21 protein-coding genes and 1 tRNA gene are annotated in these 22,188 nt (G+C 45.5%); 2 read left to right on the forward strand and 20 right to left on the reverse strand.

Annotated elements, in window-relative coordinates:
• Window positions 1-24: 24 nt before the first annotated feature.
• From BQ9856_RS19855 to BQ9856_RS19925, 15 genes are all read right to left on the reverse strand, one after another.
• Window positions 25-474 (reverse strand): EutP/PduV family microcompartment system protein, encoded by a 450-nt coding sequence (locus tag BQ9856_RS19855; RefSeq protein ID WP_077612565.1) that lies wholly within the window; start codon window positions 472-474, stop codon window positions 25-27.
• Window positions 471-800, reverse strand: a complete 330-nt coding sequence (locus tag BQ9856_RS19860; RefSeq protein WP_077613462.1) for a BMC domain-containing protein — start codon at window positions 798-800, stop codon at window positions 471-473. The genes BQ9856_RS19855 and BQ9856_RS19860 overlap by 4 nt, the downstream gene beginning before the upstream one ends.
• Window positions 801-825: 25 nt before the next feature.
• Window positions 826-1,779, reverse strand: a complete 954-nt coding sequence (cutD, locus tag BQ9856_RS19865; RefSeq protein WP_077612566.1) for a choline TMA-lyase-activating enzyme — start codon at window positions 1,777-1,779, stop codon at window positions 826-828.
• A 22-nt stretch (window positions 1,780-1,801) separates the two neighbouring features.
• Window positions 1,802-4,345, reverse strand: coding sequence for a choline trimethylamine-lyase (cutC, locus tag BQ9856_RS19870; protein WP_077613463.1), 2,544 nt, complete (start codon window positions 4,343-4,345; stop codon window positions 1,802-1,804).
• Window positions 4,346-4,448: 103 nt separating this feature from the next.
• Window positions 4,449-5,945, reverse strand: a complete 1,497-nt coding sequence (locus tag BQ9856_RS19875; protein WP_077613464.1) for an aldehyde dehydrogenase family protein — start codon at window positions 5,943-5,945, stop codon at window positions 4,449-4,451.
• A 30-nt stretch (window positions 5,946-5,975) separates the two neighbouring features.
• A complete protein-coding gene (locus tag BQ9856_RS19880; RefSeq protein WP_077612567.1) occupies window positions 5,976-6,284 on the reverse strand; it encodes a BMC domain-containing protein in 309 nt (102 codons plus the stop codon).
• Window positions 6,285-6,301: 17 nt separating this feature from the next.
• The gene (locus BQ9856_RS19885; RefSeq protein ID WP_025230287.1) at window positions 6,302-6,598 is read right to left on the reverse strand and encodes a BMC domain-containing protein; all 297 of its coding nucleotides are present in this window, start codon (window positions 6,596-6,598) and stop codon (window positions 6,302-6,304) included.
• Between the two features lie 20 nt (window positions 6,599-6,618).
• Entirely contained in the window at window positions 6,619-6,900 is a 282-nt protein-coding gene (locus tag BQ9856_RS19890) for a hypothetical protein (RefSeq protein ID WP_077612568.1), read from the reverse strand.
• 4 nt (window positions 6,901-6,904) lie between these two features.
• Window positions 6,905-7,903, reverse strand: a complete 999-nt coding sequence (locus BQ9856_RS19895; RefSeq protein ID WP_077612569.1) for a DMT family transporter — start codon at window positions 7,901-7,903, stop codon at window positions 6,905-6,907.
• Window positions 7,903-8,193 (reverse strand): ethanolamine utilization microcompartment protein EutM, encoded by a 291-nt coding sequence (eutM, locus tag BQ9856_RS19900; protein WP_077612570.1) that lies wholly within the window; start codon window positions 8,191-8,193, stop codon window positions 7,903-7,905. Before eutM ends, BQ9856_RS19895 begins: the two co-directional genes overlap by 1 nt.
• Window positions 8,183-9,157, reverse strand: a complete 975-nt coding sequence (locus BQ9856_RS19905) for a DMT family transporter (RefSeq protein ID WP_077612571.1) — start codon at window positions 9,155-9,157, stop codon at window positions 8,183-8,185. Before BQ9856_RS19905 ends, eutM begins: the two co-directional genes overlap by 11 nt.
• Before the next feature lie 308 nt (window positions 9,158-9,465).
• Window positions 9,466-10,299, reverse strand: a complete 834-nt coding sequence (locus BQ9856_RS19910; RefSeq protein ID WP_077612572.1) for a MerR family transcriptional regulator — start codon at window positions 10,297-10,299, stop codon at window positions 9,466-9,468.
• Window positions 10,300-10,541: 242 nt separating this feature from the next.
• Entirely contained in the window at window positions 10,542-10,862 is a 321-nt protein-coding gene (gene trxA / locus BQ9856_RS19915; RefSeq protein ID WP_077612573.1) for a thioredoxin, read from the reverse strand.
• Between the two features lie 293 nt (window positions 10,863-11,155).
• Window positions 11,156-12,325: a hypothetical protein gene (locus tag BQ9856_RS19920; RefSeq protein ID WP_077612574.1), complete on the reverse strand. Its 1,170-nt coding sequence runs from the start codon at window positions 12,323-12,325 to the stop codon at window positions 11,156-11,158.
• A complete protein-coding gene (locus tag BQ9856_RS19925; RefSeq protein ID WP_077612575.1) occupies window positions 12,282-14,477 on the reverse strand; it encodes a YhgE/Pip domain-containing protein in 2,196 nt (731 codons plus the stop codon). Before BQ9856_RS19925 ends, BQ9856_RS19920 begins: the two co-directional genes overlap by 44 nt.
• 622 nt (window positions 14,478-15,099) lie before the next feature.
• On the opposite strand from BQ9856_RS19925, the gene BQ9856_RS19930 reads away from it, so the two are divergent.
• On the forward strand, window positions 15,100-15,858 hold the full coding sequence (locus BQ9856_RS19930; protein ID WP_077612576.1) for a HipA family kinase: 759 nt from the start codon (window positions 15,100-15,102) through the stop codon (window positions 15,856-15,858).
• Window positions 15,859-15,870: 12 nt separating this feature from the next.
• On the forward strand, window positions 15,871-16,614 hold the full coding sequence (locus tag BQ9856_RS19935; protein WP_077612577.1) for a hypothetical protein: 744 nt from the start codon (window positions 15,871-15,873) through the stop codon (window positions 16,612-16,614).
• 306 nt (window positions 16,615-16,920) lie between these two features.
• Here the strand turns inward: BQ9856_RS19935 and BQ9856_RS19940 are convergent.
• From BQ9856_RS19940 to BQ9856_RS19960, 5 genes are all read right to left on the reverse strand, one after another.
• Window positions 16,921-16,993, reverse strand: a tRNA-Gly gene (locus tag BQ9856_RS19940).
• 134 nt (window positions 16,994-17,127) lie between these two features.
• Complete coding sequence (locus tag BQ9856_RS19945; protein ID WP_077612578.1) at window positions 17,128-17,874, reverse strand: GntR family transcriptional regulator; 747 nt, start codon at window positions 17,872-17,874, stop codon at window positions 17,128-17,130.
• A 12-nt stretch (window positions 17,875-17,886) separates the two neighbouring features.
• The gene (locus BQ9856_RS19950; protein ID WP_077612579.1) at window positions 17,887-18,534 is read right to left on the reverse strand and encodes a hypothetical protein; all 648 of its coding nucleotides are present in this window, start codon (window positions 18,532-18,534) and stop codon (window positions 17,887-17,889) included.
• Between the two features lie 16 nt (window positions 18,535-18,550).
• On the reverse strand, window positions 18,551-20,680 hold the full coding sequence (locus BQ9856_RS19955) for a hydantoinase/oxoprolinase family protein (protein ID WP_077612580.1): 2,130 nt from the start codon (window positions 20,678-20,680) through the stop codon (window positions 18,551-18,553).
• Window positions 20,681-20,774: 94 nt separating this feature from the next.
• Window positions 20,775-22,118, reverse strand: a complete 1,344-nt coding sequence (locus BQ9856_RS19960) for a citrate transporter (RefSeq protein WP_077612581.1) — start codon at window positions 22,116-22,118, stop codon at window positions 20,775-20,777.
• Window positions 22,119-22,188: the final 70 nt, after the last annotated feature.

Below are 22,188 nucleotides of genomic sequence, written 5' to 3' on the forward strand. Positions count from 1 at the left end.
GGTATACCCGTAGGGTATTTCCTCTTATTTGCCCACGTTCTTTGGGCATAATGCCTCCATTAATTCAGGAAGACCCGCCCTTCCAGACAGATTGATGTGATAATAGGGCTCCCGGACCCCGGCTTTTTTTAACTGACGGATACACCAGCCATCATTTTCCGGCTTCTCTCCGCTTCCTGTAATCACACCGATGACTGGAACCCGGAACGCTTTTGCGAATCCCGGCGGGTAACTTTCCCGGCATGAAGACTGGTCTACCAGCATCAGTACATGGGAGGCGTCCTGAGCTGCCGCAATGATATGCTTGTGCATCCAGGGACTTTCCAAGTAAACCCCCGGTACATCCAGAGTTTTTTCCCCATACACCATGTTCTGGGTTCTCCTGGCAGGACCGGTAAAACCGTTTATAACATGCGCCAGCGAAGTTTTCCCGCTGCCGCCGGGACCGATGAGCATGATCCTTTTTCTTCTCATGTTTTTGATACTGCGGGCACCGTATAACCCAGCCCGCGCTTTAAGGTATCACACACCGCGGTTAAAGCGGTTTCCACACTGTCCACGTCGCCTGCAATGATCACAGAGCCTGTGAAGCGGTCTAAAAACCCCACCTGTACGTCCGCTGCCTTTGCCGCTATGTCCGCAGCAATGATGGACGTTTCAAAAGGGGACAGCGTGAGAATTCCGATAGCTCCCAGTTCATCGATGCCAAGACATTCATACACCTCCGGTATGGGGGATGCGATTACATGGGCTATGGTCACCTGCTTGCCCGGAACGGACTCCTCTATGACTCGTTGCATTTCGATCACGGCGTCTTCCCCTTTCTCAGTGCTTTACCACAGTAACCGGGAACTGATATTCCTTCATCCACCCTTCAATCCGGTCTAAATCATCAGCGCTTAAGCTTGGATCGCCTGCAATGGGGTACTCCATATCAAGCTGGTTGTATTTGTTGACGCCCAACTTATGGTACGGAAGCAAGTCAATTCCCTTAAAATTCTTGTAATCACGGTATGGCATCAGGAATTTAATAACCGCATCGATCTCTTCCCGGCTGTCATTGATTCCTTTTAGCATAGGCATACGCACCTTTACATTGCAGCGGTGATGGAGCAGTTCCCTGATATTAGTCAATATCTGTTCATTGTTTACACCAACCAGTTCGTTGTGCCTTACCGGGTCCATATGTTTTATGTCAAATAAGAATAAATCCACGTATTCCGCTATCTTTAATATGGTTTCCGTTTTTGTATAACCGCAGGTCTCGATCGCTGTATTGATTCCCTCCTGCTTACAGGCCATTAAAAGATTTAAGGCTGCTTCCGGCTGAGCGGTCACTTCGCCGCCGCCAAGGGTCACTCCGCCGCCTGAAATATCATAAAAGGCAGCATCCTCTTCCACGGTCTTAAGCAGTTCTGAAATGGTCCTCATCTCTCCGGCAATGGTCAGTGCCGCATTCGGGCAGATGTTCTTGCATTTCATGCATCCGATGCAGTCCTTTTCCCGCTTTATTTCATGTTTACCGGTCTCTTTGGACATCACATGGATTCCCACGGGGCACACACTGGCGCACGCCCCGCAGTTCACACAGGAATTTTGTTTATACATCACCTGGAATTTCCGTTCCATACCTTCCGGATTGGAACACCATTTACACCGGAGCGGACAGCCTTTAAAGAATACCAGGGTTCTGATTCCCGGCCCGTCATACATGTTGTACTTCTGCACGTTAAAGATAAACGCCTTACGTTCAATCTCTCCTGTATTTCCATGGTCCATTGTGATTTATCTCCGTTTTCTTTTAGAAATGTGTCAGCATGGTTCTGCTTATGATCTCATCCTGTACATCCTTGCATAACTCTACGAAGAATGCGCTGTAGCCGGCTACGCGGACGATTAAGTCGCGGTACAGCTCCGGAGCTTTTTGAGCCTCGATCAGGGTATTGTTGTCTAAGTAGTTGAACTGCATCTCGCCGTTACCGAACATGCAGGCCGTACGAAGCAATGTGATCAGGCTCTCTTCTCCTTCCGGAGTATCGAGAAGCCCTGCCATGATCTTAAAGTTATGAACCATACCGATGTTCATGCTGTCATTGGCCATCTTGGATACGGACTTGATGATCGCTGTCGGGCCCTTGAAATCCGCACCCTGTGTCGGGCTGATGCCGTCGGAAAGCGGCAGCCATGCGTGACGGCCATTGGCAGAAGCGCCTGTCATCTGTCCGAATGGGGTGTTATTGGAAATGGATAAGGTACCATGGCTTAAAACAGAGTATAAGGTCTTATATTTTCTGTGCTCATGCTCTGTAAAATCAACCAGGTCAGCCGCAATGAGATCTGCATAATCATCATCATTTCCGTATTTCGGAGCATTGAGGCAATCGGTGCGGATCTGGTCACATCCGGCAAAGTCTGCCTTTAATGCTTCGTTTAACTGCTCCAGAGTATATTTCTTTTCTTCGAATACAAGCTTCTTGATGGCTGCCATGGAATCTGCATAGGTAGCAAGTCCGGACCATACGACTCCAGGTCCGAAGTTGTACATCGCACCGCCTGCGGATACATCCTTTGCTTTCTCCATACAGCCTTCGTACATAATGGACATAAGCGGCTTCGGAGCTAAATCTCTGTGAACACGCTGGGAAATTACAGTCGCTACATCGGTCCATTTTGTAATGTATTTGATCTCTTCTTTTACGGCTGCTTCAAACTCTTCATAGGTTTTGAAATTGCTTAAGTCACCCATATCCGGGCAAACCTGCTTGCCATACCACAATGGAACACCGTGGTTTAACACGAGCTCAATACAGATCGGCCACTGAGTATAAGCCGTAGAGGTCCACTGATACAGACGGCCGGACTTCTGAGGTTCTACACAGCCCATGAGACAGTAATCACGTGCGTCTTCAATGGATACGCCCTTTGCAAGCATCATCTTGATGTGGGCATCGTCAAAGTGGCAGGCCGGGAAGCCCATACCGGAACGGACCACATCTACGATCTTCTTCATATATTTCTTCGGGGACTTGTTGTGGATACGGCATGCAAGGGAAGGCTGGTAAATCTTTACATGGCGGACGGCATCCATTAATAAGTAAGTCAGGTCATTGGTGGCATCGTGTCCGCTGCGGGTCACACCGCCTACGCACATATTAACGAATGGCTGGTAGCCTGCGAAGAATTTGGAACCGCCTTCACTGGTGATCCACATCATCTCAGACATCTTGATCAGCATACAGCCTGCAAGCTCAAATGCCTGGAAATCATTCATACGGCCGGATTCGATATCAGCTTTGTAAAATGGATACATATACTGGTCAACACGTCCGATGGACATACCGGTCTGATTTTCTTCTACTACGAGCAGGGATTCGATGGTCCATACAGCCTGGACCGCTTCCCAGAAGGTTCTAGGCTTGTGAGCCGGAACGTAAGCATTTACTTCTGAAATCTTTAACAGCTCTTCCTTGCGCTTTGGATCGGTTTCCTTTGTTGCAAGCTCAGCCGCATACCCGGAAATTCTCTTTGCATAGATCATAACGCCTTCTGTGGTATCGATAATGGATTTGTAGAAATAAATCTTTTCGATATCATCCGGATTTTCATAATCCAGCTCTTTTAAATGATCTTTGGCTTCCTGCTGGATATCCAGCATACCCTTTTTCATGAGGATCACATCATAGCCTGGGTTGGAGTCACCGCCGCCGTTGATGGCATGGTAGGAACAGTCCGATACAAAGGATTCACCTGATAATTCCCATACGCCTGCTTCCCGGTACTGGTCCTCACAATACTCATCAACCGATTTACCCGCCCAGTAAGGGAAGAGTTCTTCTCTCATGATTTTCTTGTCTTCTTCGGAAATATAGAATGGATCCTGTGGACGTGTTCCGATGGTATCAATCTCATCCACCATCCATCTCCATGCGATATCCGGAGAGAATGCACCTGCACGGGGAGCGCCGCAGGGAGCGCCTACGATCAGTTCGTTGTCCTGAATCACAAGGGGAGCTGTCTCACAGCAGTAACGGAAACATTTTGCACGAAGCATGATCTTCGGCATACCGGGATTCTCTTTTGCGATCTTTGTGATCGCACGGGCACGGTATGTAGTTATGGATGGTTTGTGCTTTAAATAATTTTCTTTTAATTTCTGAAGTCTGGGAGTGATCCCATCCGGTATCTCTGTTCCTTCCTCACAGCATACTGCTGCCTGGGGAGCAGGCTCTTTTTTGTTGATTTCATCTGAAACGTTTTCAAACATTTTCATCAGGGAAGCTCTTTCTTCCGGTGACATGTTCTTTGTTGCTTCCACAAATTTATTTGAAAATTCACGAATATCCAATCTGATTTCCCTCTCTTTCAATTATTTGCCGCCTAATGAATCAAACGGATATGCTTGCATATCCAGTTGATTCACAAATTCAAGGTTGAAAGACGCTTTTCTTTCAACACTTATCATCCAGTTCTTTGGACAATGTTTCTAAAATCTGTTTCAAAAGCGCTTTTGCATCTTCGGTATCCCCCTTTGTTTCAGGGACTTTCCCGTATCCGCTTAAGACTTTCTCCGCAGACCCAAGGAATTCCTTTGCTCCCCGGACTCCATATCCCACTTTCCGGACGTAGATGAAATTCATGGGGGAAACGTTGTCCGCCGTGATTCCGGCACCTGCCGTAATGCTTCCCAGGGTCATAGCCGGAAACAGGTTGGTGGTGGCTCCCATGCTGCCCAGGGTGGCAGGGGTATTTACAAGAACTCTGCCCACCGGTTTCTTTAAGGCGAACTGACGTATCACTTCCTCATCCCTGGAATGGATCACCAGGGTATGTCCATGGCTTTCGTTTACCAGCAGACTCATGCATTTCTCGCAGGCGTGCATCCAGTCGCTTTCGATATAGTAGGCCAATACAGGACAAAGAAGCTCTTTTGCAAATGGGTTCCTGTCAGAAATATATTTCTGTTCGGAAACCAGCACAGCCGTGGACTCCGGCACCGCAAATCCTGCCCTTTTGGCAAGCTCTGCGGCCGGTCTTCCCATAATTTCCGTATCCGCCTTTCCACTCTCCAGGCAGAGGAGGTCTATCAGCTTTTTCTCCTCTTCCCCGTTCATGAAATAGGCGCCGTTTTTTAACATTTCGGCCTTTACTTCTGCTGCGATGAGACTGTCTGCCACCATATACTGCTCTGCCGCAGACACGATCCCAAAATCAAAGGTACGGCTGGCAATGATATCCTCTACCGCCTGCCTTACGTCAGCGGTGCGCTCAATAAAGACCGGCCCGTTTCCCGTACCGCCGTAAATATAAGGCTTTCCGCTTTCTGCCGCCTCCCGGCACAGCTCCGGAACTCCGGTGTTTACTACGATGGCTGCTGCCGGGTGACGGATCAGTTCCAGGGCCCCTGCCCTTGTCACTGTCTTTAAATACCCGATCGCTCCTTCCGGAAGTCCGCAGCATTTTCCGGCTTCCATCAGCCGGTCAAGAAGCCTGCCCGTTACCTTCCTTGCCCTCTCATGGGGAGCAATGACGATGGGGTTGCCGGACTTAACGGCAATCAGTACGTTGTAAATCGCGGTAGAAACCGGGCTTACAGCCGGGGTCAGGGCTGCGATCACGCCTACAGGAACGCCTACATCCATGGTCTTCAACCCGGAATCTTCTTCTAAAATGCCGACGCATCTCATGTTTTTCACGCGTTCCGGCAGGGAATCGCAGACAAAGGTGTTTTTCACGTACTTGTCCTGCCACCGCCCATATCCGGTTTCTTCTGCGGACATGACCGCCAGCTCCTCTGCCATTTCCTTTGCTGCCGCAGCAAGGGTGCCGGTGATGAGATCAAGCTTTTCCTGGGGGAAGGTAAGCATGGTCTCTCTGGCTTCCCGTGCGCTTTCCATTAATATCCTTGCCTCCTGTATGGAGAGCAGGTCTTTATCTACAAAACTCATTTCCTTTTCTCCCTTCATCCGGGATGCCTGCTATTCCTGTTCCGGAGCAGTACTTAAGGCATATCGTCTGATGATTTTTTCAAGATGGGGATGAGGTCTTGGAATAACTACGGAGCTGTAAACTTCCGCTCCCATATCGTTTACCGCCTTAATTCCCGCTTCTACCGCAGTCTTGCAGGCTCCCACATCTCCGCGTACCAGGACAGAAATATAACCGGAAGCTACGTTCTCATAGCCGATGAGTTCCACATCTGCCGCCTTGCACATCGCATCAGCCGCTTCGAGAACGAATACCAAACCAAATGTTTCTACCCCGCCTATGGCTTCATATCTTTCCATATACTGTTTTCCTTTCTCTATGCGTCGATATCATGTACGGATACAATGTCTCCGACCTCTTTGATCGGCCTTGGCATAACATTCTTTGCTGTCAGCTTGCCAATGGCAGCGGCTGCTTCTGCGCCCGCCTCTACAGAGGAACGTACCGCTGCCACATCACCCTTTACCATAATGGTCACCAGGGTGGAACCTACGTTTTCATAGGAAATCAATTCTACATCAGCTGCCTTGAGCATTTTGTCTGCTGCTTCCAGTGCGGGAACCAGTCCAACGGTCTCTACCAGGCCTAAAGCTTCTTCGCCGTAATATCTCACCTTTGTAAACCTCCTCTTTTTTATTTGCGGTATTTTTTATCCACATACTTGTCAACCGCGCTTCTGCCGTCATCGTTGATTTCGTAACGCATGCGCAGTTCCCCGTTCTGATCCAGATCATAGCTGCGTAAGTTTACCATACCGTTTGCTTCCAGAGACATGACATGATCCATATAACGCTCTTTGGTAAACTGGCGTTCTCCGCCGTAAAGCGGCTTTAAAGCCTCCATGATCTGGCTGATGTCCGCATCTTTTACCCCATACAAATAATTTAAAACCGCTGTTCTTGCAGGTAATAACATTTCTTTATTCCCCTTTCCTGAATAAATCCAGTGGATTCATGGTTACCAGAACCGCACCAAATACGATTACAATAGAACCGATTACAATCGTAGGGGTCACTGCCTGTCCCAAAAACAGGATACAGAAGAAAACTCCCCAGAACGCATAGGTTACATTTAAGGACATTCCGACAGCACAGCCAACCGTGGAGTTGCTCTTATACCAGCAAAGGAAAGATACTGCGGCGCTTAAGCCGGAAACTGCAAGCCAGACAGCAGGAATTCCCGCAAAAAGTGTTCCGCCCAGAAGTCCTAAGCCTCCAACGATGGGCAGGATCACGAATAAATCCACAACACCGGAAATAAGCTGGCGTAAATTTACCGCAACATCGGTATCGATCATGGCTCCGCCGTAAGTGGAAAATACACCTTCCAGGGCCCAGCAGATCGCTGCGACAAAGGAGAAGATAATTCCCAGCGTGAAGTTATCGCTGCCTTCCGGCTTCGTCCAGTTGATGATGATGGCACCGGCTACGCATACCAGCATACCTGCCATAACTCTCTTTGTGATTTTCTGTTTTAAAAAGATCCATGCAAAAATTGCTCCGAACAAACTGCATAATGCGGAAATCGGAATCGCATAGGCGCCGGCCATGGCAAGACCTACCAGATAAGCGCCATTGGCTACCGGACCGCCGAGAAGGGATCCGATGACGATCATTTTACCAGGGAATGTATTAAGGCTTCTTCCCATCTCACGGATACGGCCGCTTTTTGCATTATAAGCAGTCAGCCAGATTCCCGCGAAAAGATCATTTAAACCAGAGCACACGTATGGCCCTGCCAAAAGTCCTGCCGCACTGGCAAGAGGTTCATAATATCCGGCTACCAGTACAAGCACGGTATAGATCCCGTATGTAAGCCCGGATAATGCACCGGTTGTCATTCCGGTTGTCCTGAATTTTTTGTTGACCGCTGCCATTTTTGCATCCGCGGATGCAGATGTCATTCCTTGGTTACTCATTACTTACTCTCCTTTTTTTCTTTCGGAAGAATGGTTTCAACCTCAGCGTGAGGACGTGGGATCACATGAACGGAAACCAGTTCCCCAACTCTCTGGGCTGCTGCTGCGCCAGCATCGGTTGCTGCCTTTACAGCGCCTACGTCGCCTCTTACCATAACGGTAACAAGGCCGCCGCCGACAAATTCTTTTCCTAAAAGCGTAACATTTGCTGCCTTCACCATTGCATCTGCAGCTTCGATGGAACCGATCAGGCCCTTTGTCTCGATCATTCCTAATGCATCATATTTCATTGCTTAATTCCTCCTTTTTATTCAGCAATTCAAATGGGTCCACGGATACTAAAACCGCACCCAGAATGATAATCATGGAACCAATGACTATGGTCGGGGTTACAGGCTGTTTGATAAACAGAATGCAGAACAGCACGCCCCAGAACGCGTAGGTAATATTTAATGACATTCCCATTGCACAGCCGACCGTACTGTTGGATTTATACCAGCACAAGTAGGACACTGCGGCGCAAAGTCCGGAAACCAGCAGCCACACAACCGGGGGCAGGGAGAAAAGGGTGCCTTTTAAAAGTCCCATGCCTCCCACCATCGGCAAAATAACAATCAGATCGACAATACCGGATAAAAGCTGGCGGATGTTGATCACCACATCGGTATCCAGCATGGCGCTTCCGTAAGCCGCAAATACGCCTTCCAGCGCCCAGCCGATGGCCGCAACGAAAGCACAGATCATCCCGAGCGTAAAATTGGTGCTGCCTTCCGGCTTTACCCAGTTAATAACAATCGCTCCAACCACACAGATCACCATTCCAATGCCGACTCTTGGGACAATTTTCTGTTTCAGGAAGATCCTTGCGAACAATGCTCCAAAGAGAATGTACATGGCAGAAATCGGGATTGCATAAGCTCCTGCCATGGCAAGTCCCATAAGGTAAGCACCGCTTGCGATTGGGCCGCCTACCAGAGAGCCGATCAGAATGATTTTTCCCGGGAACAGGCTTAAGCTTCTTCCGATCTCCCGGATCCTTCCGGTCTTTACGTTGTAAGCTGTCAGCCAGAGACCTGCAAATAAATCGTTCAGGCCTGAGGTTACATAGGGAGCAGCAAACAGCCCGGCTGCTCCGGCAAGAGGCTTGTAATAACCGGCGATCAATACGAATGTGGTATATAACCCATACATAAGACCGGATATTAAGCCTGTCGTAATGCCAATTGTTTTAAATTTTTTTCGTGCTTCCGTCATCTAAGTTTTCCTTCCCCATTTGAATACTGCACAAAATTCAAGTTAGCCTGTTTCTCTTCTTTTTCTTTACGTTCAGCTGAAAACGTTTAGAAAACACATCACGCCAGTTAATGTTACCAATTTTATGACAGCGCTTTGTGTTTTTCTATGCATTTAGTATAAATCTTCCCCCTATGGGGAATGTCAACCGGTTTTTTAATTTTTTTATGCTCCAATTATTGGGAGCAAATAACAGCATAAAAGCTCCCCTGGCACAGCATTCCCAAAAGATGCTGTTCCAGGGGAGCCAGCCGGTTCAACGTGCTCCCTTATTCTCTGTATATCGGAACAATTACTTCTGAAACAAATTCAGCCGGATCTCTGGTGGTCCAGTAATCCACCACATACCGTTCAAAGCTTTCTTTTCCGCATTTATAACCTTTTTTAGCCGCCCAGTTCAGTATTTTCTCATACTCTTCATCAATGGTCTCATGTCTGCCGATATGATAAACCGATGCTGCCATAAATCCTCCATAGGTCTGCCGGTTTACGCAGCCCTTACACGGGTGGATAGCCTGCTGCATGATTCTGGCACGCCTGCACCTGCCTGCCATCTTTTCCTCAAATGATTCGAATTTTAAAATTACCGCCCCTGTAATCTCATTCTCAGCCGATTCCAGATGGTTGGTCCATTCTATATTAATGATGGATTCCATGTAATGATAGTCAAAGTCCTGTTCCATGCCGCAGAAAACCGCAGGCTGTATATACTTTACGGCAACATCATGAATATCATTCTGGCGCACCAGCTTGGCTTCCTGTATCAGCTCATACCAATCCTTAACCGAAATATAGCTGTTATGGATCTGCTGCTCCTGAAGACGCAGCTGGTCAATCTTGTTACGAAAGTTCTGTTCCAGATAGTAATAGGTATTTCCTTCGACAAGCCCCTGCATCTCTTCCAGTTTAAATCCCATTTGTTTGTAGTATTTCACCACCGGAACAGTCAGAAGCGTTTCTTTATTATAATACCGATAACTGTTTTCCTTGCAGATCATATCAGGAGATATGATCCCGATTTTATCGTAAAACCGCAAGGCTTTTGCCGAAATGTTGCAGATCTTACTAACTTCCCCGATTGAGTATAATTTTTTTTCTTCCATGGAAACCCCCATAAACATGTGCCTTTGTCATAATGTTCATTAATCAATTACTCTTTTCATTTACATGTCTTCCGCGTATCGACAAATTTAGTATAACCCTTCCTGTATAGGGGAATGTCAATATCTACTTATGTAATCTATATTAAATGAAAAAGATGAAATCTGAAAGCAGAAAAAAATGTAAAAAAAAAGACCACCGGCCTTTCCGCTAATCCGGAGGGCCTGTGATCTGTTGAAATATTTTATCTTAACTTTTCTATCATTTCCAAAACTTCTTTCTTGGATTTCGCTCCTACGGAGGTAGCTGCCGCCTTTCCGTCCTTAAAAAGTACAAGAGTCGGAATGCTCATGACCCTGAACTGTCCTGCCAGATCAGGATGCTGATCCACATCCACCTTACCAATCTTAACATCAGGATGGTTCTCTCCTGCAATCTCTTCCATTACCGGTGCAAACATCTTACAGGGGCCGCACCAGGTAGCCCAGAAATCCACCAGAACAATCCCCTTACTCTTTACTACTTCATTCTCAAAGTTCTCCTGTGTTAATGTTACAACTGCCATATCATGTTCCTCCTTCTTAATCTGCTCTTTCTGCCTTTATGAAAAAGCGCTTTTATTCATTTTCCCGGCATTCCCTGATAAAGCCGGAAATGCTATTGTATGATATAACGAACAGTATATCCTCTTCCATGTCTCCCAACAAACGGTTCTCTCTTTTATAGTTTTATCATTATTGTCTTAAATATCCCCGTTTTTGTGATTATTGCCAATGGGATAACTGTAACTTTATAAGTTTCAGTAGCTTTACTGTTATTATAAAAGTTACAGTTATATTTGTCAATAGCTTTTTTTATTTACTTATTAAAATCGAAGCCCAATTTTCCAATTCTTTCAAAAAACGTATTTATGACCTCCTGCAAGCCTCCATCGGCCGGTTCTCCCTCTGCCGCAGACAGTCTCCCATATTCCAATGCCCCTGCAGAAATCCTGCCGCCTTCATATCCCCCGCTCAGTTTAAGCCGGAGCCGGAACTTTTCATTATGGTATGTAATGTTTAATTCCGGTATCTGAAACGTACGTTTTCCTTCCTGTCCATTGCCGAAACAGATCTTTGTATTCATATGGATCTCCTTTTCATGAAGCTTCACCGTTCCTCCGGCCGACACTCTTCCATCGGATTCCAGCAAAAGGCTCATGTCAGCCAGGCCTTCTACGCGGATCTCCGTTATATTTAACTTTTTATCAATGGTAAACAGAATTTCCTGTATCTCACCTTTGGTCTTCCATTCTTTCAAATCCTTTCCGGGGCCGTCTCCAAGAAAGTCTCCTATTTCACTCAGATAAGAGTCAAAGAGTCCGGCCGGAACACTGGCCTTAATTTTTACACCTTTCTCATCCCTCCCGTTAAATTCTATCCGGCTCTGGCTTATCATATTAACGGTATCTTTTTTCAGTGTTTGTAATTTTTCGCTTAACCGGTTCTTTTTATCCGGAATAATGGAAAACCCCGTAACGCTTTTTAACGCATCCTGGCTGGTCCTTACCGATGCTCCGTTAATCTCGGGTGCCATGAGCACAACGTTTTCCTGATCCGCCCAATAATGGACCCCTTCCCTTATGGCTCCCAGAAAATACACGTCAACATTTCCCTGGGCAAACGTGTTTTTCTCATCCCGCTGCTCCTTCCAGGAGATTCCAAGGCCGCCTGGAAGTACCAGCACAGAATGGCCGTTCCATTCCACTTCGTCCGCTACCAGCTTTAAGGCATCTTCATAAGCATCGCCATCTCCCTTATCTTTCCCCCACAGATCCATGAATCTCCCTTTGGTCTGCAGCGCCGACCGGGTCAGATAAAATTTAGCATAATACGCGGGGAAATAATGCCACCCCATGACTCCAAGGACAGGGAGCAAAAGAACAGCAGCAACGGTCCCTGCCAGGAAGAGCCTGTTTCCAGCTTTCTTCTTTCCCCGGTTTTTCTTACATGATTCCTGTCTGGCTGAGTTTTTCTTCAAAGAATTCATTCAGTTCAAGCACCTTCTTCCGCAATACGATTCCAACCAGCAGCGATATCGGGATATAGATCAGCACGTTTCGTATATCGCTCCAGTAAGCATCCTGATAGATTCCTCCCACACACTCCCTCATGGCATTTATGAGATGGGTAAAGGGAAGCAGAGGGTTTACAATCTGGAAAAACCGCGGCGTTACCTGAATCGGAAACGTTCCGCCGGATCCCGCAACCTGGATCACCATAAATACCACTACAATTGCCTTTCCAACATCTCCGAAGGAAACAGTCATGGAATAAATGATGTTGGTAAATATGATACTTGCGGCCACTGCTGCCAATATGAATTTTCCCGGGTACAGGCATTGGATCTTAAGCATATACAAATCTCCCAACGACACCACCAGCGCCTGGGCAACTCCGAATAACATAAAAGTAAGATATCTTCCAAAATAGGTCTCATAGAGCTTGAGCCCCTTTGCCCGCTTTTCCTCCACCTTGCATTTCAGCAGGGCGACAAGAATGAGGCCTCCTACCCAGATGGCCAGAATGGTATAGAACGGAGCCATGGCAGAGCCATAGTTTTCTACCGGATAGATCTTGTTCGTAACCATATCTGTGGGCATTTTTAAGAAATCGCTGAGCTGTTCCGGGTCATTCTGCATGATATCCATAATTTTGTTAAGCTGCTTATTGTCCGCTATTCTGTTCACATCATCAATCATATCATCCACCCGGTCCCTGCTCCTGTTTATCAGGTTAAGGGTACTGTTAAGGGCTTCTATCAGACTCTGGGATGAGGCCGTTACACTGGTAAGCGTGGTATCGATCTGCCCCGTCAGGTTTCCGATACTGTCTAAAGCCCCTGCGGTGGAATCCAGGGTATCATAAGTCTTATTGACACTGTCTTTTAAGGGAACCTCTATCTTACCGTTATAAAAGTCAAGGAGGTCCGATATGGAATTATAAACCGTATCAAGAGAATTTCCGATCTCTTCCCTCATATCATCAGGCAGCTTTTTTGTCTGCTTTACGGTCTGCTGTGCAGCCTGCAGCTCCTTGACCAGATCCTGCTGTTTCTTTATGACCTCTGCCATCTGCTGCTGAAAGGCTGCCACTTCTTTAAGCGGAACCGGCAGCTTCTGGTTCAGTGATCCCAAAATACTGTTCACGCTATTACACTGGCCGATGCTTCCTGTAACCAGATTCTCCATGGCTCTTAATGCATCCACAACCGTATCTGCAGACGTATCCGTAAGTTTCCCGATTAACTGAAAGGATTCATACACCGATTCCTCAACCTGCATGATCTGATCCAGCATATCCCCAACGCCCCCGGCCGCCGTATCGGAAAGCCCTCTGGAGGAATCGATCAGTTCTTTTGCACTGTCAGCGGTTTTTCCGCCCGAATCCACCATTTTGCTGACATCCGGAAGGGTCCCTTTCATTCCGTCGTTTAAGCTGTTGACGGTCCGAAGGGTGGACTGAAGCATGTTTATGGTATCCGCCAGCTGGTTTAAATCTGTTTTTGCATCCGTAAGAGAGCTTATGGCATTGCTCCTGTTTGTTTCTTTATCCGTGCTCCAGTCATCCGAATATCCGTTTAAGACCTTTCCAATTACTTTGGAGGTTGAATTGATGAATGTCTCATTGATCTGCTGCTGTACGCTCTCCACCCCTTTGCCCGTAATCTTTGTTGCTATGGCATTTTTCTTCTCATTCACATAATATTGCAGCGCCGGACGTTCTATGTGAGAGGTGAGAATGCTTGATATCTTCTGGCTGAAATCCTCCGGTACGATGACCGCCGCATAATATTTCCCGGATTCTACTCCGCCAATTGCCTCTTCCTTATCAACAAACTGCCACCCTATCTGCTCATTCTTTCTGAGCTCATCCAGGATCATCTCCCCGATGTTGATGGACGAATCATCAATATCCGCATCAAATATGCTGTCGATGGAAGCTCCTTCATCCAGATTGACAACCGCGACCTTCAGACCCTTTGTATTTGCATAAGGATCCCAGCAGGCCGCAATGTTAAACCAGGCATATAGGGCCGGAAGCATCATGAGTCCCAGTGAGATAATAACAGCCACCGGATTAAATGCTATATGTTTTATATCACCGATAAAGATTTTTATTATGTTCTTAATATGTATCATATTTACCTCCCTGGTATTCCAGCTTAAAATTCGGTAATTCCGTATTATAGTATTTTCTCACGCCAAATGCAATGTCGGATTCCGTTAAAATAATGCTGCCTTCCGGAACTCTGTTTTAAATGGATCACGGCCCACAATTAAAAGAAGGGCCCCAAACAGCGGATACCCGCCTTTTTCACTCTCCTCTAAAAAGAAAAAGCCCCAATTTCCCGGAGCCCTTTCATTATTCGTTGTTTTCATTTACTTCAAAGCTTGAAATCTTCCCTACTATGTTAATCTTATACTGCCAACCCTGGATACTGTAGCGCCCCGTCATGATCGATCTGGATATCCTCCATTTTAGTAATTTAATGAATTTCGTATAAATAGAACAATTTGCAGTGCAAAATTTGGTATAACTTGCGCTTTACATCAGAACACATGTTCTGTATAATTAGATATACAACATATATTATGATAATATCTCAGTCCTGACAATTAAAACACATTAATTTATAATAAGTTTATAAAATGCTATTGACAGGTTCATAATTATAGTATAAGTTTCTTTTGTAGTAATCATATCTTATTGCAAAAGAGGTGCGTCAAAATTAATGTAAAGCACGTAAATTGTGTCGAAAATATGCTTGGTAATGGTGTTACAGAACCCCTATTATGTATTCTGGATAACGATAAAAGGGCAGTTGTTAAAGTATTTAATAACTGTCAAGGCAATCTTACATTAGTCAATGAGTATATTTGTTATAAATTAGCATGTGCACTTGGTCTCCCAATGCCAAACTCAGGTATATGTTTGTGCGATGAAAGTACCGTTGATCATTCTAATTATATTAATAAAAAGAATTATGGTTATGGCTTCTATTCCACTTATCTAGAAAAAAACACACTTCTTAAGCAAGGAATCATGAAATATATTTCAAATATAGATGTATTCCTAAAAGTGGTAATTTTTGATCACCTGATATACAATACAGATAGAAACATTGGTAATCTGCTTGTAGAATATCGTAAGAAAAATATTTTTGTTTCCGTCATAGATCATTCTCATGTTTTTAAAAATCAGACCATATGGGATTCTAATTGTTTTAAGATTGGTATAGAAGAAAATGATTATGCAGATAATGATATTATGATTCACAATGAACAGCTTTATCAAATGTTTTATATGACTATAAATATCACCTACGAGAACTTGACAAAATGTGCACATGAAATGCAGTCTATCTTGACAGAGCATTTACTGGGAGATATAATGTCACAAATTCCACACGAATGGCATGTGAGTGATATAAACTTAATTGCTCTGAAAAATTATATTTTATATCGTTTGGAACACCTGGATCAAATTTGCACAGTTATCATAGATTATATAAAAGCATAAGGAGGTATGGGAATGGATACAATTGAATACACAGCATTAAAATATTATAACTCCTGCATTTCTGAAGAATGCCTATACGTCGGAATGCTGTTTAATAATCTAACTACAAATACAAGGATTTTTAAAAGCATTAAGAATTTTAAACGGTTAGCAACATTTGATGATGAAATAAGTGTAGATTTCTTCCGGGATTATTTAGAAAGTATAAGGGAAGAAGTCGAAAATAATATATTCAATCATAATAAAGAATTTAATTTAAGTGAATATATCAAACCTTTTGTTAATGAATTACGTTTTTCCACTATAAAAACAGAAACAACAGATGATGTAAATTTTATTGAAAATATTACTAAACTTTTTTTAAAATTTGATTATGACAAAAAACACAGATTAAAAAAGGATACTGAGAAAAAGTACATTAAAATGGTTTTAAAATCTTCCAATATAAATTATACCGAAGAACCTATCATTGGCAAGCATAACGAATCTATAAATTTTGATTTAGTCACTAATGATTTTGGAATTAAGCTATTCAAATTCGAAGAAAAAGAACTTTCAAGATTAATATTCACAGCCAAAGCATGGGCATACAGTGCAAGGGAAATGAGAAATGAAAAGAAAACCATTTTTTTATATGATATTGACATCTTAAATTCTAATAAATTCGATACCATTATCAGTATATTAAAAGAAGATGCATACAAGGTAATGCCCGTAGAATCTGGTGTAGATTATATTACTTCAAAATATTCATAAGAAAAAGGCGGGGATCAACCCCGCCCTCTTTATTTTACTCTATTCAGATTAAGTTGTACGATTTCCGCTTTAATTTTACTTATTATGGAGACCAGCCCGAAGACTCTGATTTAACTTTGCACTCAGTCAGATACAGAAAGCAAAAAGAACTAATCAATGAATATATAAAAATTGATAGTACGATATCCTAAAAGTTCTTTAATATCATGAAAACTTTAAGTAAAAACTTTCAACAAATTACATTATGTAAACAAAAAAAGGATCCCAACATGCCGGAAACCCTCGTAAATTCTAGAAAAAATAAAGAGCGCGAGACGGGACTCGAACCCGCGACCCCGACCTTGGCAAGGTCGTACTCCACCAACTGAGCCACTCGCGCATAATTAATCTTGTTTTTTATTCAATTGTGACAACACAGGGATTATAGCATATGTTCCTGGGAAATGCAAGAGGTTGAAAACAATTTTTTTACTTTTTTCTGCCTCTTCCCGCTTATGCATTTCCCCGGATAACCTACGCGTGGTACTTAAGCTTCGTATCCACCAGGAAGTCGACTCCCAGTCCATCTGTCTCGCGCCGTACTTCTATTTTTTCACGGTCAAACAAATCCGGATATTTGGATACCAGCGGCCGCTCTTTGCTGACCATACGGTTCAAATGATGGTTTAAAACTCCGTGAAGCCGTTCGGAATCCTTGGCAAGGATGGCATCCACCAGATCCCGGTGCTGCTTTACCAGACCTTTTTCAATTCCTGCGTCCGCCATGGACAGCAGCCGCATTCTCCGGTAATGGCCGGAATTGGCGGCCAGAATGTCGTTGCAATAGCCTTTGTTTGCTCCATCATAAAAAATGGAATGGAAATACATGTCCTCTGCCAGAAACGCCCGTATATCTTCTGTCTTGTCGAGCTGCTCCTGCCGGTCCAATGACATTTCAAGGGCTGTGATGGCTTTTAAATTGCACACGGCCATAAACTCCAGCATTACATTTTCTTCCACACAGGTCCGAAGGAAACGTTCGTTGCGGACCTTATCATAATCAATTTTCGATATCATGGTTCCCCGCTGGGGAAGAAAGGTAATGAGCCCCTCCTTGGAAAGGCTGATTAAAGCATCACGTACCGGAGTTCTTCCAACCTGATAAGACTCGCTGATGTCCTTGATGCTGAATATCATTCCAGGGCGCAGCTTCAAATCCAGTATGTCTGATCTTAATACATCGTAAATGGTGTCTTCCTGGTTGTTGTCTGTGCCGCCCATGAATGCCTCCTGTTAAAAACTTATTACTTCCCTGTACATTTTCAGGGCTTCGTCTGGATTATAATTATAATACAAAAGTATATCTAACGCAAATGGTGAATAAGGAAATTCATTTATTTTCTTCGAAAAATACATCCCCGCAATTTCAGATAATGCCCGGATGGTCGATTTGCTCTCATATCCAAACAGCTTCCACAGAACAATTTTTTCATTTTTCGTATAAATTTCCTCATCTTCTTCCTCAAGATAATGAAAAATCTCATGTCCCAGAATCAGCTTTTCCATCTGCTCCCCTGTAATGAGACCCGTAAGCTCCCTGTTCCCGGCCGCCCGTTCTATGGGTTCCTTCATGATCTGAATGCGGTCAGGGGGCGTAAAAAGAGCAAATAACACCCTGTCTGCTATCTGCCCCCTGTCCATAAACTCCACTTTAAGCTTCAATTTTTCTGCCAGTTTCCAGGGATCCTCAGTTCCCATATTATCTATAATCCGCTCTGCCCTTTCCTGTCCGCAGCGGATTGCCTTTTCAATCATCTTCTTTTTTTCCGCCCTGTCCACTTTATCACGCAGAATATCCCTGGAGAATGCGTACATTCCCCAGGATATATCATCAATCTGTGACAGATACTCTGCCATTTCACGCAATGCTGTCTCCGCCATATTTATCTCCAGACCTTTAGTTCTGCTTTATGTTGGCTGCTACGATAAGAATTTCAGCATCAGGCTCCAGAGAGGATACCTCCAGATCCGTCAGCAGCTCCAGCTGTTCAAAGTCCTGGGCTGAGAAGTCCATGACACGCGCACCCATGCACAGATAATAATCCGGTCTTGCAATGAGCTCTGTCTGATAAACAGCCATGTCATCCCAAAGCTGTTTTAAGGCATCCAGATAGTTTGCTGCTGTGGTTTTTAAACACATAGCCCGCCCTCTCTGCACCTTTATGAAGCCCTTCTTGTCAACAATACGTACCGCTCCCGGAGTGCCTGCATCCACATTTTCTCCATATATATAGAAGTAACCCGAGCTTGCCAGAAGCTTTGTATCACCGTCGGAAAGCCTCATATCCCGTGCTGCCAGATGCCTTGCTTCCGATTCATCGCACTCTTTTAACAGATCCGCGGTCTTGACTTCCGTGGATCCGGTTGCAATGGCCGTTACCTTGGAGGTCTGAGGATCAATCTCTACGTGAATTTCCACCGATTCCGCCGTTGCACCGGATTCAATGGCTTTATTTAAGGCCTCATTCTTAATGGCCCGGATATCCTCTTTGGACGGAGAAGGAATAATACGCTCCACCACATCCCGCACCATGGAAAGGGCAACGCCAATGGAGGAAATGACTTCTGCATTTTCCGGTATGGAATATTTGACTCCCATCTTTTCGCTGAAATAAATAATCAGGGAAGCCGCTCCGCCTCCTACTCCCACCAGGGAGATCTGATCCTTTTCCAGCTTATATTTTTCCGCCAGTTCCAGGATGACCGGCTCTATTTTAGCATAAGCTTTTTCCATGATCTGTTTGGCAATATCCTCGACGGTAGTGCTGCAGTAATCAGCCAGTGCCTGCATGGCCTTTCTGGCAGATTCTACGTTCCCATAGGAGAAATGCTCCGGCTTAACCAGCCCAAGCACATTGGCTGCACAGGAGTTTGTCAGAGTGACTGCAGAACCGTCTTCCAGACGGATCCTCACATAATCATCCGGATCGCCGGGCTTTGGTGAGAAGAACTCCACCTTTGGCCCTTTGATCTTGTCCGTATCCGTAAACACGGAATAATCCAGACCGGCAATGTGGGCGGAACGGGGTCCTACATCCACGACTCCCTGCTTATTGGCCCGGACCATGGAACCTCCGGCCACACCAAGAACCCGTACATCAAGGGAAGAAATATAGGTAGGATGCCCGCCGACAATGGAATAGTCAATGGCAGGCCTGCCGTTTTTAATGACACCGATGTTGGTCGTGGTTCCGCCGACCTCGAAATAAACGCCATTGGACGCGCGCAGATACATGAGAGAACCCATTACGGAAGCAGCCGGTCCCGACAGCATGGTCAGCACGGGACGTTTCTTCATTTCGGTTATTTCCATTACGCCGCCGTCGCCCCTCATGATCATCAAAGGCACATGGACTCCCGCCTCCCGTACGGAATTTTCCGTGGAATTGGCGGTATCCAGCATTTTAGGCAGGATAGAAGCGTTAATGGCGGCCGTTCTGGTTCGTCTCGTAAGCCCGTAAAGCTTGGTAATGTCAGAGGCCATGGTAGTGGGGATCCCCCTGGCATTTGCCACTTCATAAACTTCCTGTTCCGGGCCTCCGTCGTCAACGCCAAAGGCCATAGAGGAAACGAACACCTCGGCACCGGACTTTTTCATGCCGTCAATGGCCCCTTCTACCGCGGACTTATCCATCTTTTTTACATTCAGGAATTCATTTACGATTTTAATTTTTTTCTGGTTTCCCAGATCAATGTCTGCCAGCCTGGTCTGCTTCTTGGCAAGGAATCCTTCCAGACCGCCCTTTGCCATGCCGATTACGCCTACCGTAGCCACATCGCCTTCGATCAGCGCATTGGTGGCCTGAGTCGTGGAATGCGCTACAAATACTACGTCTTCCGGGCTGATTTGATTTTCGTGCAAGCAGTTCTGAAAGGATTTAACCACTCCTGCCGCAACGCCCCTGGGATCGTCATGGGTAGTCTTCACCGAAGATTTCCCAATGATCTCATGGGTGGCGTTATCAATGGCGACCGCCTTTGTATGGGTGCCTCCCACATCGATGCCCATTCTTACTGATCTTCCCATTTTTAAGACCGCTCCTTTCTTTTACTTTAAAGGTAGTTCGATTCGCAGGGAACCGGCGGCAGCTCCCGCCAGTTCCGGAATACTTCCTGTTTTTTTACATTAAGCCGCCATAGAGCACGAACACTGCAATGCAGCAGATGACACCGATGATCCAGCCTGTGGGTATGGACATTTTCATATAATCCTTTGTGGAAACCTTCGTATACCCAAAGCCCCATGCTACCCAGGACTGCGTGATATCCAGATGCTGCGGTGCAATGGTGGTTATTGCAAACAGCGGGTACAAAAATGCTACCGGCGCATCAGGAAGCGTAGCTACCACGACCGCGAGAATGGCGGTACCGCATCCGACCAGGTTCATAGGGCCTCTGAAAAAGCCAAGAGGAGTCAGAGCTGCAAAAATGATGGCAAGCAGGATGGCCGTCTTCGGAACAAATCCTCCCAAAATAGCGGTAAAATACGGCGCCGCATAAGTAGCTGCATTGTTGAACATGGAGAGGGTAAGCAAAAATCCCACCATAGGAGCCACATCAATGGAACCATCCGTAAACAGCTTTGCAAAGAGCCGGCATATTTCAGAATAAGAGCCCTTCATCTTGCCTGTGGTAATCAGCGCATAGATGCCGGAAAGGCAGAATCCCAGAATGATCGGGACCTTAAAAAGCACAACGCCAAGGACCGGAAGAATAACGGAAATCCAGGAAATAGCCGGAGCATTATCGCTTGCAGATGAGCCGACTGCCGCCCAGGCGTGAGCCGCTTTTTTGTTCATAAACAGGTTTGATACGACGAGTACGGCAACCAGTGCAATCGCCATGCAGATAACGCCGATCCGGAAATAGTCATTATAGGTGTAGTTTTCCGCAGCCGGATTAAAACCTGCATAAATGGTCTGGTACTGCTTGAAGTTAACAATGTTTCCAAAAATACCGGCCATGATGGACCCCATAAAGCTGAACATTGCAATAGGTGCCGGAATGCCAAGGGATAGCATAATCGGAAGCACGATCACTGCAATGGAAATAACCGGACCGATACCGGTCATGGACATAAAGATGATTGCGGTAACAACGCACAGCAGGCCCATGGTGATCCTGGGCTTATCGCCGCCCAGCTCAACAACTTTACGGATGAGCGTTGCTGCGATTCCCGTATCAACCAGAACCCTGCCAAAGAATGCTCCAAAGAATACGTTGACCAGGATGGATTTTGCGTAACCTGCCGGGCCATCCGCATATACATAGGTCAATACATCAATAAAGGACTTGCCCTCCATGGCGGAATTTGGTGAAAATGCATTTCCTACCAGCGCAAGAGCCGTCCAGAATGTTGCCATGATTGCAAATCCCACCATAAGGTTGAATCCTTTTACACAGTACCATACCATGCCAAGGAAAGACAGAATCATGATAATACCGATGATTACGTTGATGTTCATACGAACCCTCCTTATAAAAAATGTTGTGAACAGTAACCCGCAGAAGACCCCCTTAAGCCTTCTGCCTCCC

This window comes from Clostridium sp. Marseille-P2415, assembly GCF_900155545.1.
Classification (GTDB): Bacteria; Bacillota; Clostridia; order Lachnospirales; family Lachnospiraceae; genus Lacrimispora.